This is a genomic window from Acinetobacter sp. HA (assembly GCF_000264725.1).
GTDB lineage: Bacteria > Pseudomonadota > Gammaproteobacteria > Pseudomonadales > Moraxellaceae > Acinetobacter > Acinetobacter schindleri.
This window is the reverse complement of the sequence record NZ_AJXD01000095.1, coordinates 125697-139875: the sequence shown is the minus strand read 5'-3', so window position 1 is coordinate 139875 and position 14179 is coordinate 125697. Positions and strand designations below refer to the sequence as shown.

Annotated in this window: 16 protein-coding genes and 2 tRNA genes; 10 read left to right on the top strand and 8 right to left on the bottom strand. The window is 43.2% G+C overall.

The window, feature by feature from the left end:
- Positions 1-148 precede the first annotated feature (148 nt).
- The 3 genes from guaA to HADU_RS12920 form a co-directional block, all read right to left on the bottom strand.
- A complete protein-coding gene (guaA, locus tag HADU_RS12930) occupies positions 149-1717 on the bottom strand; it encodes a glutamine-hydrolyzing GMP synthase (protein ID WP_004895334.1) in 1569 nt (522 codons plus the stop codon).
- Positions 1718-1915: 198 nt separating this feature from the next.
- A complete protein-coding gene (locus HADU_RS12925) occupies positions 1916-2281 on the bottom strand; it encodes a NirD/YgiW/YdeI family stress tolerance protein (RefSeq protein WP_004895336.1) in 366 nt (121 codons plus the stop codon).
- A gap of 151 nt (positions 2282-2432) precedes the next feature.
- Positions 2433-2852, bottom strand: coding sequence for a DoxX family protein (locus HADU_RS12920; protein ID WP_004814196.1), 420 nt, complete (start codon positions 2850-2852; stop codon positions 2433-2435).
- A 190-nt stretch (positions 2853-3042) separates the two neighbouring features.
- Between HADU_RS12920 and HADU_RS12915 the strand changes: the two genes are divergently transcribed.
- Positions 3043-3681, top strand: a complete 639-nt coding sequence (locus tag HADU_RS12915; protein ID WP_004814195.1) for a DedA family protein — start codon at positions 3043-3045, stop codon at positions 3679-3681.
- Between the two features lie 16 nt (positions 3682-3697).
- Here HADU_RS12915 and HADU_RS12910 read toward each other — a convergent pair whose 3' ends face one another.
- From HADU_RS12910 to HADU_RS12890, 5 genes are all read right to left on the bottom strand, one after another.
- A complete protein-coding gene (locus HADU_RS12910) occupies positions 3698-4291 on the bottom strand; it encodes a LysE family translocator (RefSeq protein ID WP_008307073.1) in 594 nt (197 codons plus the stop codon).
- A gap of 191 nt (positions 4292-4482) precedes the next feature.
- Positions 4483-4878, bottom strand: coding sequence for a hypothetical protein (locus tag HADU_RS12905; protein ID WP_004814192.1), 396 nt, complete (start codon positions 4876-4878; stop codon positions 4483-4485).
- Positions 4879-4894: 16 nt separating this feature from the next.
- Positions 4895-5731: a ParA family protein gene (locus HADU_RS12900; RefSeq protein ID WP_008307070.1), complete on the bottom strand. Its 837-nt coding sequence runs from the start codon at positions 5729-5731 to the stop codon at positions 4895-4897.
- A 64-nt stretch (positions 5732-5795) separates the two neighbouring features.
- A complete protein-coding gene (locus HADU_RS12895) occupies positions 5796-6188 on the bottom strand; it encodes a SirB2 family protein (protein ID WP_008307068.1) in 393 nt (130 codons plus the stop codon).
- 9 nt (positions 6189-6197) lie between these two features.
- The gene (locus tag HADU_RS12890) at positions 6198-6506 is read right to left on the bottom strand and encodes a BolA family protein (RefSeq protein WP_004814186.1); all 309 of its coding nucleotides are present in this window, start codon (positions 6504-6506) and stop codon (positions 6198-6200) included.
- A 239-nt stretch (positions 6507-6745) separates the two neighbouring features.
- Here HADU_RS12890 and HADU_RS12885 point away from each other — a divergent pair.
- The 9 genes from HADU_RS12885 to HADU_RS12845 all read left to right on the top strand — a co-directional run bounded on the left by HADU_RS12885 (position 6746) and on the right by HADU_RS12845 (position 14159).
- Positions 6746-6821, top strand: a tRNA-Gly gene (locus HADU_RS12885).
- A 46-nt stretch (positions 6822-6867) separates the two neighbouring features.
- Positions 6868-6943, top strand: a tRNA-Gly gene (locus HADU_RS12880).
- A gap of 516 nt (positions 6944-7459) precedes the next feature.
- A complete protein-coding gene (locus HADU_RS12875) occupies positions 7460-8425 on the top strand; it encodes an alpha/beta hydrolase (RefSeq protein WP_008307066.1) in 966 nt (321 codons plus the stop codon).
- A gap of 369 nt (positions 8426-8794) precedes the next feature.
- Complete coding sequence (locus HADU_RS12870; protein ID WP_004814181.1) at positions 8795-10306, top strand: aldehyde dehydrogenase family protein; 1512 nt, start codon at positions 8795-8797, stop codon at positions 10304-10306.
- Between the two features lie 356 nt (positions 10307-10662).
- Positions 10663-11778, top strand: a complete 1116-nt coding sequence (gene ribBA / locus HADU_RS12865; RefSeq protein ID WP_004895820.1) for a bifunctional 3,4-dihydroxy-2-butanone-4-phosphate synthase/GTP cyclohydrolase II — start codon at positions 10663-10665, stop codon at positions 11776-11778.
- A gap of 19 nt (positions 11779-11797) precedes the next feature.
- The gene (ribE, locus tag HADU_RS12860) at positions 11798-12268 is read left to right on the top strand and encodes a 6,7-dimethyl-8-ribityllumazine synthase (RefSeq protein WP_004814177.1); all 471 of its coding nucleotides are present in this window, start codon (positions 11798-11800) and stop codon (positions 12266-12268) included.
- 4 nt (positions 12269-12272) lie between these two features.
- Positions 12273-12722 carry a transcription antitermination factor NusB gene (gene nusB / locus HADU_RS12855; protein ID WP_004814175.1) on the top strand — a complete coding sequence of 150 codons (450 nt, stop codon included), beginning with the start codon at positions 12273-12275 and terminating at the stop codon, positions 12720-12722.
- A gap of 20 nt (positions 12723-12742) precedes the next feature.
- Complete coding sequence (gene thiL / locus HADU_RS12850) at positions 12743-13660, top strand: thiamine-phosphate kinase (RefSeq protein WP_005220336.1); 918 nt, start codon at positions 12743-12745, stop codon at positions 13658-13660.
- Positions 13638-14159 (top strand): phosphatidylglycerophosphatase A, encoded by a 522-nt coding sequence (locus HADU_RS12845; RefSeq protein ID WP_005220337.1) that lies wholly within the window; start codon positions 13638-13640, stop codon positions 14157-14159. Before thiL ends, HADU_RS12845 begins: the two co-directional genes overlap by 23 nt.
- The last annotated feature ends 20 nt before the right edge of the window (positions 14160-14179 follow it).

The window sequence follows — 14179 nt, the reverse complement described above, 5'->3', positions numbered from 1 at the left end:
AAAAAAGGACGCCTAGGCGTCCTTTTTTATTGGATATATCATTTTTCAGATACTGCCGCGCGTATCTTGCGCAAAGTTAAAAGCAGTGCTTTTAACCTTGCTCATGGCGTAATTTAGGCAAGAGGCTTCGCTTCTTGAAACCCCTAAATTACTCCCATTCAATCGTCGCAGGTGGTTTAGACGATACGTCATAAACCACACGAGAAACTTCAGCAATTTCATTCATGATACGAGTCGAGATTTTATCTACCAGCTCGTATGGAAGGTGAGCAAAACGAGCTGTCATGAAGTCAACAGTTTCAACTGCACGAAGTGCAATGACCCATGCATAACGACGACCATCACCTACAACACCAACAGATTTAACAGGTTGGAATACTGCGAATGCTTGCGCAGTTTTGTCATACCAACCGCTAGCACGAAGTTCTTGCATGAAAATGTCATCTGCTAAACGGAGAATGTCAGCATATTCTTTTTTCACTTCACCCAAAATACGAACACCTAGACCCGGACCCGGGAATGGGTGACGATAAAGCATTTCAAATGGAAGACCTAAAGTGGTACCCAATTTACGTACTTCATCTTTAAACAGGTCACGAATTGGTTCAACCAGTTCAAATGCTAGATCTTCTGGTAAACCACCCACGTTGTGGTGTGATTTAATCACATGTGCTTTGCCTTGTTTGCTTGCAGCAGATTCGATCACGTCAGGGTAAATCGTACCTTGAGCCAGGAAGTTTACACCATCAAGCTTACGTGCTTCTTCAGCAAATACTTCAATGAACTCACGGCCGATGATTTTACGTTTTTTCTCTGGATCAACTTCACCCGCAAGTGCAGTCAAGAAACGCTCTTCAGCATCAGCACGAATGACACGGATACCCATGTTTTTCGCAAACATGTCCATAACCTGGTCGCCTTCATTCAGACGAAGTAAACCATTGTCCACGAATACACATGTCAATTGATCGCCAATTGCACGGTGTAAAAGTGCCGCAACAACTGATGAATCTACACCGCCTGAAAGACCGAGCAGTACTTTTTGATCACCAATCTGTTCACGAAGCTGTTCAACACGAAGGTCGATAATGTTTTCAGAGTTCCACAGGCTACGGCAACCACAGATATTGTGAACGAAGTTAGACAGTAACTCTTTACCTTTGGCAGTATGAGTGACTTCCGGGTGGAACTGAATACCATAGAAACGGCGTTTTTCATCAGACACCATTGCGACCGGACAGCTTGGTGTGCTGGCAGTAATCTGGAAGCCTTCTGGAATTTGAGTCACTTTGTCACCGTGGCTCATCCAGACTTTTAATTTGTCTGCTGAATCTTCAAGATCGCCAATAAGACCATCACGGATTTGAATGTCTACTTCTGCATAGCCAAATTCATGTACTGTACCTGGCTCAACCTTACCGCCAAGTTGTGCAGACATGGTTTGCAGACCGTAGCAAATACCCAATACAGGAATGCCCAAGTTGAACACAACTTCTGGCGCACGCGGGCTGCCTTCTTCGTGAACGCTCTCAGGACCACCTGACAAGATGATACCGTTTGGATTAAATGCACGAATGTCTTCTTCAGACATGTCATAGGCAAACATTTCAGAATATACGCCAGACTCACGTACGCGACGTGCAATCAATTGGCTATATTGAGAACCGAAATCCAAAATCAGGATACGATCTTCAGTGATTTGAGTATTGGTAGTCATGACAAACAACTATAGAAAGGCAAACGAAAGATAAGCGCCGTATTCTATCATTTTTCGCTGCATTAAGCACACTGTTTCAAGGCGCTTGAAATATATACATATTTAGCACTGTATCTTGATCAGACTGAATTTTTTGTCAGATCTGCTTCAATCCTGGATTCCAGATTGAATGAGATTGAAGCAGAACTTTAAATGTGGTTATTTCACTTTTTCGATACTAATCACATCAATATCGGTAGGTTTCTGACGATGAGTATCTACCTCGCCAAGCACACGAACGTTATCGCCCGCTTTTAACTTCAACGGTTTCCACAGGTCATCATCAACATCAATAATAATCGTGCCACTACTGTCTCGAAGTTCAAAATCATCACTCTGCGGTGCAACTTGACGCACAATTTTACCTGTTAAGGTTACACCAGTTTCATCCGGCATTTTTTGTGCTTGAGCAATGCTGACTTTATTTTTTTGAGCTTCAGCAAGGAGGGCCTGATCTGACTTTGCCCATGCACCGCCACTAACAACGAGTCCCGTCATTAATACAGCTAAAATTTGCTTTTGCATTCAATATACTCCTTAAACAACAGGTCTAAATTCCTGATTCTATCTAAGCAGAGTGAATGCACTGAACGAAGCTTAATTCGGTAAAGCTAGTTTAATGTTATGTATCCACAAAAAAAGCGGTCTTAGACCGCTCGATTGGAGCGTTGCTTTGTTATTGGTGCTCAATCAGATGATCAAGACTGAAGCGACCTGCACCCTGTAATACCAATAGCAATAAGCCACCTGCCATCGCAAAGTTTTTCATAAAGTTCACTGCATCCTCAGGCGTACCATGAAATAAAAATGCAGTCACTAAGCTAAAGCCAGCCAAGAGTGCTGCCACTACACGGGTCTGCAAGCCAAATAAAATCGCTAAACCACCACCCAATTCCAGCAAAATCGTCACAGGTAATAATTCAGCAGGAACACCCATAGCTTGCATATAACCAACCGTTGCTTCATAACCAGCGATTTTGCCCCAACCTGCCACAATAAAAATATAAGCCATTAAGGCACGTGCAGACACGAATGTTACGGATTCAAGTACAGGATGAGCAACAAGATTGGCGATAATACGATTTGGATTCAACATGATAAAAACTCGAAAATGATTGCTAAAATATGAGCACATCTTATAAGTTTCATTTTTAATTATTAATAACCAAAATAAGATTCATCGTTTTATTTTTAGAATGATGAGGCTGGAAATAGACCACTTTTGATGCTGACTTTAAGCCTAATCACTGTTAGGATTTGGGCACACTTTTGCTTGTACTGGCGCCATGGAACTGCTTGATTTTATCCTACATGTAGATGACCATCTGCTTGAATTCATCACCAATTATGGGGTGTGGATTTATGCTATTCTTTTCCTGATTATCTTTGTAGAAACGGGACTGGTAGTCATGCCTTTCCTGCCGGGTGACAGCTTGCTGTTTGCTGCGGGGGCACTTGCAGCATCTACTGGGGCCATGGATCCGTGGGTACTGATTCCGCTCCTATTTGTGGCAGCAGTACTGGGCGATACGCTGAACTATCATATTGGCAAGTTCATTGGGCCGCGTGTGTTTGAAGTTGAATCGCGCTTTATCAATAAAAAACACCTACTAGCAACCCAGCAATTTTTTGCCAGACATGGTGGCAAGACGATTATCTTTGCCCGTTTCGTGCCTTTCGCCCGCACCTTTGCTCCTTTTGTGGCCGGTGCTGGCAGCATGAATTATAAATATTTCCTGAGCTATAACGTGATTGGTGGTTTTTTGTGGATCAGCTCTTTTGTGATTTTGGGTTATCTGTTTGGAAATATGCCAATCGTTAAAGATAACTTTACCTATCTGATCTTCGGCATCATTATTATTAGTGTATTGCCAGGCATCTTCGGTTTTGTTCAACAGAAGCTGAAAAAGAACAAAATGGCTTAAATCCTGATCGCTGAATTCAGTTAAACAAACTGATGATCAGCGGAATCAGGCAAAGCAGCAAAAACAGGACCGACCCTTTATACATGAGGTCGGTTTTTATTTTCTCCGACTCCCTTGCCAGAATTGCCTGACCGAACGCCATCCAGAAGACAAACACCGGTAATGTCACCAGACTAAATATCGCGAAGACCAGTACGAAATTAGTTGGATTTTCCCAGGTCGCCATGGGAAAAATACCGGAAGCAAACAAAGCCGCTTTAGGATTTTTTAAAGTCGCAGTAAACATCTGCCAAGGCCGGATCATCGGGTGCTTATGATTATGCTGCTCTAGCTGCCTGGCTTTAAACAGTCTGAAGGTCATCCAGCCTACAGTAATTGTGCTCAGTATATGCAGCATACTCTGGAAATTCGGCCAGATCGGGACAGCAAGATGTATCAGCAAAGCCCAGACATTAATGGCATAGAAGTAACCCAGCAGAATAGCAGGTATATATAAACTGGTTCTGGCCTGACCATGTTGATGTGCCGCACTGGCAACCAGTGCATTGCCTGGGCCCGGAATCATCAATACTGTAATTACAGCCAGAATAAATAGCCAGTTTTCGATCATACGCAAACTTACCGCAAAGAATGGCGCAACATTAACGAATCTGCTCAATATATAACAAGATGAAAATTCTTATAAATTTGTTCCGAGCAGTCATTCCAGCTAGTTTTATATGCATAATAACGCCCCTTTCCGGACTGCGATGCTAAAAAAATGCCGACCTCAGTCAGCATTTTTATTTTCTATCTTCATCATTATGTTTTTGGTACAGCCTGGCGAATGATCAGTGGGCAGCTCTTATAGCGTGCTGCCTGAACAATCGCTTCCTGCTCACCTAAAACACGTGCCAGTTCGGTCTTCTTGGTATTAGAAGACTGACCCATATTCACTGAAATGCTCGGCCCAATGCCCCAACCACTATGGCTACCCCAGCCACCACCTACACCGACGCCTACGCCAACACCCGTTCGTTTCGGCGCTTGTACACCATTGTCGATATACTGCTGAATACGGTTATATTCGCCTTGCAGCTGACCGCAGTCATAGGACTGGTATTGGGTTGGCGACACATAGGTCGGCTTGACGGTCGTAGCACAGGCACTTAACAAAGCCAGGCCCACGATGCCAAGACTGAATTTCATGAGTTTCATGCTGGAATCATCAATCTTATTTTTGCTCAATCTCATTGAACAACGATTGATAGGCCTGAGTCAATTTATGATCAGTAGCCAGATGAATTAAGGGCTGATTTTTCTGATGGGATTCTTTCATGATCACCGATGGCGGCAACATATTTTTCAATACCGGCAAGCCCTCATCTTTCAGCTGTTGCACCACCTCACGCGGCAGTTTGGCCTGAGCCTGAAACTGATTGACCACAATTCCTTCAATTTCCAGACGGTCATTATGGTCGTCCTGGGTTTCGATGACATTTTCAATCAGGGTATGCAGGGCACGTTTGGAAAATACATCACAGTCAAAGGGAATCAGTACCCGATCTGCCGCAATTAAAGCTGATAAGGTAAAGAAATTAAAAGCCGGCGGCGTATCAATAAACACCCGCTCATACTGACCCGTTAACTGTTGTAAGGCATCACGTAGTTTATAGATCTTATGTTTGGATTCCAGTGCATGTCCCAGTGTGCCGAGACTTGGGCTGGCTGGAATCACATCCAGATGTTTAAACGGTGACTGGTGCACATAGCTTTCCAGGCCTTTAGTGCGGGTTTTTAGAATTGAGCCGATGGCATTGCCAATCAGACCCTTGTTCTGCTGGCTGCCCAGCACTTCATCAAAATAGTTTTCAATATTGGGTTCTAATGCAGGCTTGTCTCCTGAATAGGTCGCATCATCACCAAGCAGATACTGGCTGGAATTGGCCTGTGGATCGAGGTCAATGAGTAAGGTTTTGTGCCCCTGATGTGCACTGATTGCTGCCAGATTCACTGCAATACTCGACTTCCCCACGCCACCTTTTTGGTTAAACACCACACGTGTACGCATTAAAAACCCCCTATTATTTTTATCAATCTATTTAAAATTTAGCCAAACAAAATGATGTTATTTTCTAGCCAGAAGTTGGCTTGATAATCACCAGTGCCATAATTGCAGCTAATGAAATAATTGCAATAACCAGGCCAGCACGACGTTGAACCAACAGGACAGAGTCATCTTTTTTATAGGCTTTCATCAAAGATGAAACCAGTACCAGAAATAAAATGACCTTGGCATAGAACCAGGGTTGTACTTCAAAGTTTTTTATCACTAGCGAAATGACGCCCGTCAAAGCAATTACGGCAAGTGCCAGATGCTGCAAGGCAACAAATAGCTTGCGTGCAACCGGATTAGGTAAATTGCCCTGTGTACCAACAAACAAGGTAAATGCACGTGCCAGAATCGCGATAATTGCCAGACTGGCCGCTGACATATGGATAATTTTGACTAATAATTGGGTTTCCATATGTTCCTCTTAGTTTTTTGGGGCATGTGCACATTCAGGACTGGTCGTATCCTGACCGCTCCACTCTTCTGGAACAAAAGCATGGATTGCTAATGCATGGATTTTTTCCGGGCTCAGTAAATCGCCTACTGCGGCATAGACTTTCTGATGACGCTGTACCTGACGCAGGCCTGCAAAAGCTTCACTCACAATTACCGCTTTAAAGTGTGATTCCTTACCCGGATAATAGCCACCGTGACCAGAAGACTCATTTACCACCTCAAGATGAGATGGAGACAGGGTAGCCAGACGCTCTCTTAAGACTTGTTCAATACTCATGGCCTTCTCCGCAATTACAAATGATCCAAATTCTATTCAGTATACCCTGTTCTGTCATGAGTTTTACTGTGCTCAAGGAGAGTTAAAGGTTGCCAAGGCCCTGTTTTAACAAAATTTTGCATAAATTTTATCGATTTATAGCGCTGAATTGGCTGAATTGATTTTATTTTATGCAAACGGTGCAAGATTTTTCATAAAGTTATTGACCCTGTTTTTGCATGCTGTATTATACACGGCATGCGGGAATAGCTCAGTTGGTAGAGCACAACCTTGCCAAGGTTGGGGTCGCGAGTTCGAGTCTCGTTTCCCGCTCCATATTCTTTTTTGTTAGTTTTTTAATAGTAAAAAATTATTCGACCCTGCGGGAATAGCTCAGTTGGTAGAGCACAACCTTGCCAAGGTTGGGGTCGCGAGTTCGAGTCTCGTTTCCCGCTCCAAATTCTAAAAGCCCTGATCGAAAATTGGGGCTTTTTTTATTTTCAGCTTTTGGCCAGGTTAAAGTTAGATGCCTAGTTGAATATCTATTTCTCTGGGTATTTCCACAATCCCCTACTTCAATTAATTTATTGATTTAAAAAATAAAAATTTTTCTTCAATCTGCATCCATAATTTTAGCTTCGCTATACAAAATTACATGTATTAGGAAGGTGCGTATCATACATGGCGCCTTTCTACACTCCAATGTGGTCTGAGCACAAGCGCATTCTACTGATTAGATCATACTCTTTTTCTGTTTTTCTAGCCTTATATTTACCAGCAAAATAACAAACAAGGAACTTATAGATATCTTTTTCAGTATAGAGAAACCTTGTCTCGCATTTATTCCATCCCGATGAGCTGTTTATCTTTAATTTCAGGTGATCAGTTCCTCATTAGAAAATACTGTTTTTTTATTTGACGCTAGTGTAGAAATATCTAAATATAAAATCTGAACAAGAAGTTAAGAGAAAATAATGACAACAAAGATAGAGGTAGATTATCAACCCGATATTTTAGGGGCTGGCTATGAACAGGCCACCTTAGATCTTCCGAATGATTATGAAGGTCAGGTGGTGGCGACCCTCGTTCGCAAGAAAGCCGCTAAACCGACTAAAAAGGCGGTGCTATATATCCACGGTTTTATCGACTATTTTTTCCAGACTGAAATGGCAGAGCGTTTCAATGAGCAGGGTTTTGACTTTTATGCGCTGGACCTACGTAAATATGGCCGCTCCTATTTGCCGCATCAGAAGTACTATAACGTTCATAGCCTGTCAGAATATGATGCAGAAATTACTCAGGCACTGGATATTATCGGTCAGGAAAGTCATGACGCCGTGCTGCTTTGCGGACATTCAACGGGGGGCTTAACCACAACCTTGTATGCAGCACATCATCCTGATCATCCCCTGATTAAAGCGCTCTGGGCAAACAGTCCCTTTTATGATTTCAATATGAGTCGTCTGGAAAAGAAATTTGCCATTCCTCGAATGGCAGCAATGGGCAAACGTTTTCCAAACTTGCTGTTCCCAAGTCGTCTTAATAAGTGGTATGTCCCGAGTTTGCACGCCAGCCATCATGGTGAATGGAACTTTAACCTCGAATGGAAAAAAGTCCGTTATCCCATGGTGCGTTTGAGCTTTGTACATGCCATTCATGAGGCGCAAAAAGAACTGCATCAAGGTCTTCAGTTAAGCATTCCTGTCCTGATCATGCATTCGCATCAGACGACTTATCCACGAAAATTTAATCGTCATGCACAAAGCAGCGATGTGATCCTGGAAGTGCAGGATATGATTCAGCATGCCAGCAAAATATCGGGCGATGTCACCTTGTGCGAAATTCATAATGGCTTGCATGACCTGGTACTGTCAGAAAAAGCGGTACGGGAACAGGTCTATCAACAGCTGTTTGAGTGGTTACATACCAAAGGACTTTAACCAGTTCAGAACGATCATGATTTGAAAGATTTTGGGAAGGAAAATAAAAACTGCCTTCCCAAAAAATTTATCTGAGAGATTGTATTCTAAAACGGGTCAATTGTTATCTCGCAGCAGTCTGATCTGTGAGAAATATCATGTTTTAACAGTGCCAAAATTTAATTACTTTAAAATAAATAATTGATTATTAATAACAATATTGAAATCCTATTAGGTTCGCTTTGTTGCCTTTTGTAGCACGCTTGTAAACCCTCGACATAGCGTCAGATTTGCTCTTTATATTAGCTATAACTATTCATTCCAAGATGAGTCTTCGTCTCTCACCCTTATTTCTCTCACAGCTATAACAATCAATGAAAGGACAAAAATATGCGCTATGCAGATCCAAATACTGACGGTTCAAAAATTCAATTTAAAGCACAATACGAAAACTTTATTGGCGGTAAATGGGTGCCGCCGGTCAAAGGTGAATACTTTGATAATATTTCCCCAGTCGATGGCAAAGTTTTTACCAGAGCACCACGCTCCAGTGTAGAAGATATTGAACTCGCACTCGATGCCGCCCATGCCGCCAAAGCCCAGTGGAATAGCTCATCACCGACCACACGTTCAAATATCCTGCTCAAGATTGCCGATCGTCTAGAGGAAAACCTGGAATTGCTCGCGGTGGCAGAGACCTGGGACAACGGTAAACCGATTCGTGAAACCCTAAATGCGGATATTCCATTATGTATCGACCACTTCCGTTATTTTGCTGGTTGTATTCGCGCGCAAGAAGGCGGCATTTCAGAAATTGACGAAGACACCATCGCCTATCATTTCCATGAACCCCTCGGCGTTGTCGGTCAAATCATTCCGTGGAATTTCCCAATTCTCATGGCCGCATGGAAACTGGCTCCGGCTTTAGCTGCCGGTAACTGTATTGTGCTGAAACCAGCAGAACAAACCCCTGTCAGTATTTTAGTGTTGGTTGAACTGATTCAGGATCTTTTACCACCTGGTGTACTGAATATTGTTAATGGCTATGGGGTCGAAGTCGGCCGTCCACTGGCGACCAACCCTCGTATCGCAAAAATTGCTTTTACCGGTTCAACCGCAGTCGGCCAATTGATTATGCAATATGCGACTGAAAATATTATTCCTGTGACCTTAGAGCTGGGTGGTAAATCACCAAACCTGTTCTTTGCAGATGTGATGGATCAAGAGGATGAATACCTAGATAAAGCCTTAGAAGGTTTTACCATGTTTGCCCTCAACCAAGGAGAAATCTGTACCTGCCCTTCACGTGCACTGGTACAGGAAAGTATTGCCGACAAATTCCTGGAACGTGCAGTTGAGCGTGTCAAGCGCATTAAAACCGGTCATCCGCTGGATACCGACACCATGATTGGCGCACAGGCATCGCAAGAACAGCAGGATAAGATCTTGGGTTGTATCGCCACAGGTCGTGAAGAAGGTGCTCAGGTCTTAACAGGTGGTGAAGCACGCCATGAAGTAGGTCAAGGCTTCTATATTGAACCGACCATTTTTAAAGGCACCAATGACATGAAAACCTTCCAGGAAGAAATTTTTGGACCTGTACTTGCCGTGACCACTTTTAAGGACTTTGATGATGCCATTAAAATTGCCAATGACACCATTTATGGCTTAGGTGCTGGTGTCTGGTCGCGTTCAGCCCATACCTCTTATCGTGCCGGCCGTGCGATTCAGGCAGGTCGCGTCTGGACCAACTGTTATCACATTTACCCTGCCCATGCGGCATTTGGTGGTTATAAAAAATCAGGGATTGGACGCGAGAACCACAAAATGATGCTCGATCATTATCAACAAACCAAAAACTTGCTTGTCAGCTACTCGACCAAACCCGCAGGTTTCTTCTAATTCCTGTCTAAGCAAAAGCGAACTTCAGTTCGCTTTTTTATTGGCTTGGTAATTTTATCTTAAACAAAAAATAACCGTCCCTCTATCCCAATAAAATCATAAAGCTATCCAAAACAAGTATATATCCCTCTATGATAAGTATTGATTTTTTTAATATTTTCAATTGGATAAAAAAATACAAAAATTAAAAACTTCCATATAAAGTCGGCTTTCTTTGCCGAAAAAGACTGTGTATAACAATGTTCAGTTTAGGGAAATCAATAAGCATAGGCAAAATTGCTCAAAAAGCGTTAGACTATGCAACCAATAATGTCATGATTCGGTCTGAACAAGATCAAAAAAGAAGGTGAAGGTTGATGCCGCTCAATACAGTTGAAGAGCTTGTAGCAGATATCCGTGCAGGAAAAATGGTCATCCTGATGGATGATGAAGATCGTGAAAATGAAGGCGATTTAGTCATTGCTGCCACGCACGTGCGTCCTGAAGACATCAACTTTATGATCACCCATGCTCGTGGTTTAGTGTGTCTGACTTTAAGTAAAGAACGTTGCCAACAGTTGAATCTTCCATTGATGGTAGATGCTAATGGTGCTCAACACGGGACCAACTTCACGTTATCGATTGAAGCAGCTGAAGGTATTTCTACCGGTATTTCACCTGCAGAGCGTGCGCATACCATTCAAACCGCTGTGGCGGCTCATGCTAAACCTACGGACATCGTACAGCCTGGTCATATCTTCCCATTGATGGCACAGCCAGGTGGTGTCCTGCACCGTGCAGGTCATACCGAAGCAGGCTGTGACTTATCGCGTCTTGCAGGTTTAGAGCCAGCATCGGTCATTTGTGAAATCATCAATGAAGATGGCACCATGGCACGTCGTCCAGACCTTGAAGTCTTTGCCGAAAAGCATGGCTTGAAAATTGGTACGATTGCTGACCTGATTCATTATCGCATGACCAATGAGCAGACGGTTGAACGTTTAGATCAGCAAACAATTGATACCGAATACGGTACCTTTGATCTGTATCGTTACCGTGAATTAGGTAACCCGGATATTCATGTGGCACTAGTCAAAGGCGAGCCGAAAGAAGGCGTAACGACTGTACGTGTCCACGGCTTTAACCCGACACGGGACCTCTTAAAACTGAATAAACAGGACGGCGAACCGGCTTGGAATTTAGACAAGGCACTTAAAGAAATTGCAAGCAGTGATCGTGGTGTTTTGGTCTGGATTGGTCAACGTCATTTACAAGATCTAGGTCCTGCGCTTGATACTTTAAAAGCACCCAAAAATGTGAAATCCAATGCTGCACTGTCGCAGCAGTATCAAACGATTGGTGTCGGTGCACAAATTTTGCGTGATCTAGGCGTAGAAAAAATGAAGCTGCTGAGTTCACCATTACGCTTTAATGCATTGTCAGGTTTTAATTTAGAAGTGGTGGAATACATCACTGCACAACACACATCTTAAGATAAGAATCGAGGTTATTATGGCTGTTCGCCGTATTGAAGGTATGTTACATCTCGCGAACGAAGACCGTTATGCGATTTTAGTTGGTCGTTTTAACAGCTTTGTTGTTGAACATCTGTTAGAAGGTGCCGTTGATACATTGAAACGCCATGGTGTATCAGAGGATAATATCACGGTCGTTCATGCACCTGGTGCCTGGGAACTTCCAATCGTTGCAAAAAAATTAGCAGCGACTGGCAAGTTCGATGCCATCATTGCCTTGGGCGCTGTGATTCGTGGTAGCACACCGCACTTCGATTTCGTGGCAGGTGAATGTGCCAAAGGTTTAGGCGTAGTTGGTCTGGACGCTGGTCTTCCTGTCATTAATGGCGTACTCACTACGGATAGTATTGAACAAGCGATTGAACGCTCTGGAACAAAAGCAGGCAATAAAGGTAGTGAAGCTGCCTTGACTGCGATTGAAATGGTTAACTTGTTAAAGGCTATTTAAGGCTATGTCGCAAACACTTCAAGCAACTTATGCTGCAAAACGTAAAGCACGTCGTTTTGCCGTACAAGGAATTTATGAATGGCAAATGAGCCACAACCCTGTGCATGAGATTGAAGCACGTACACGTGTGGACAATGCCATGCACAAAGTGGATCTTGGCTATTATCATGAATTGTTGACTCAAGTGGTTGCCAATCATGAAGCATTGGATGCTTTGCTTATCCCTGTGCTGGATCGCGAACTTTCTGCACTTGACGGTGTAGAACTCGCAACACTTCGTTTAGGTGCGTATGAGCTCAAAGAACATCTTGAGATTCCATATCGTGTCGTTTTAGACGAAGCAATTGAGTTAGCTAAACATTTTGGCGGTGCAGACAGCCATAAATACATCAATGGTGTATTAGATCGTTTAGCGACAACTTTACGTGCAGCAGAAAAACAACAAGCAAACTAAGTTTTAAGTAGATTTGTTGTATGGCTGAGTTTTCGATTATCGACACCTATTTCAATCGTAAGAATCAAGATTCTGTCGATTTAGGGGTCGGTGACGACTCAGCCTTGCTCACCCCCCCTCCTCACCAGCAATTGGTGATTTGTGCCGACACCTTAGTTGCGGGTCGACATTTTCCTTTAGATACAAACCCACATGCCATTGGCTGGAAATCTGTTGCAGTCAATTTATCTGATATTGCCGCGATGGGCGCCACACCGCATAGTATTTTATTGGCATTGAGCTTACCCCAAATTGATCATGCTTGGCTCAAAGGCTTTAGCCAAGGGCTATACGACTGCTGCGATCAATTTGGTGTACGTTTAATTGGTGGTGATACCACGCAAAGTCCACATCTGACTCTATCTGTCACAGCACTGGGCTGGGTCGATACAGGCCTTGCTGTACCACGTTCAGGTGCCCAAATCGGTGATCTGATTTGTGTTTCAGGTACGGTTGGCGATGCGGCATTTGGCTTAAAGCATTTAGGTCATGATCTACAAAAACGTCTGGATTATCCAACGCCACGTTGTGCTTTAGGTGCTGCGCTTAAAGGCCTGGCCAATAGCATGATTGATGTCTCAGATGGTCTTGCACAAGATTTGGGACACATCCTTAAAGCATCAAATGTCGGCGCAAAGCTGCAACTTGAAAACTTACCACTAAGTACTGCCCTGCACGCCTTAAATGATGAACAAAAATGGCAGTATGCATTGGCGGGTGGCGACGATTATGAATTATGTTTTACAATAAGCCCGCAAAATTATGAAAAATTATTGCAAAAACAACTTGATGATTCGATTAGTATAATCGGCACAATTCAGCAACAGCGCGGCTTAACTTTTGAAAAAGATGGCGTAGATCATTTGCTTCAATTTAATGGGTATCAACATTTTGCATAAACCTTCAATCAATTTTAAAGCCATGTCATGGACCGACCGTTTTATTGTGTTCTGTGGTGTTGGTTTTGGTTCTGGCTTATTACCGAAAGCGCCGGGTACGTTTGGTTCAGCTTTTGCCTTATTGTTTATTCCGCTATGGCTTGCAATTGGTCTATCGAGCACCATATTAGCCATTATTCTAATGTCGCTCATTGGCATCTATATTTGCGGGCATACGGCTAAAGTCATGGGTGTACATGATGATGGTCGCATTGTCTGGGATGAATTTGCAGGTCAATCCATTACCTTTTTGCCTTTGCTCTATCTAAATGAAATGAGCTGGATGTGGGCATTGGTCGGTTTTGCTCTGTTCCGTTTATTCGATGTCTGGAAGCCCTGGCCGATTCGTGTCATTGACCGTCAAATTGACGGCGGTTTCGGCATCATGCTGGATGACATTATTGCTGGCCTGTGGGCGGCCCTTTGTATTTTGCTTTATTTTTACTTCACTGTGGCATAAGCCATATTTAGGATTAGAAC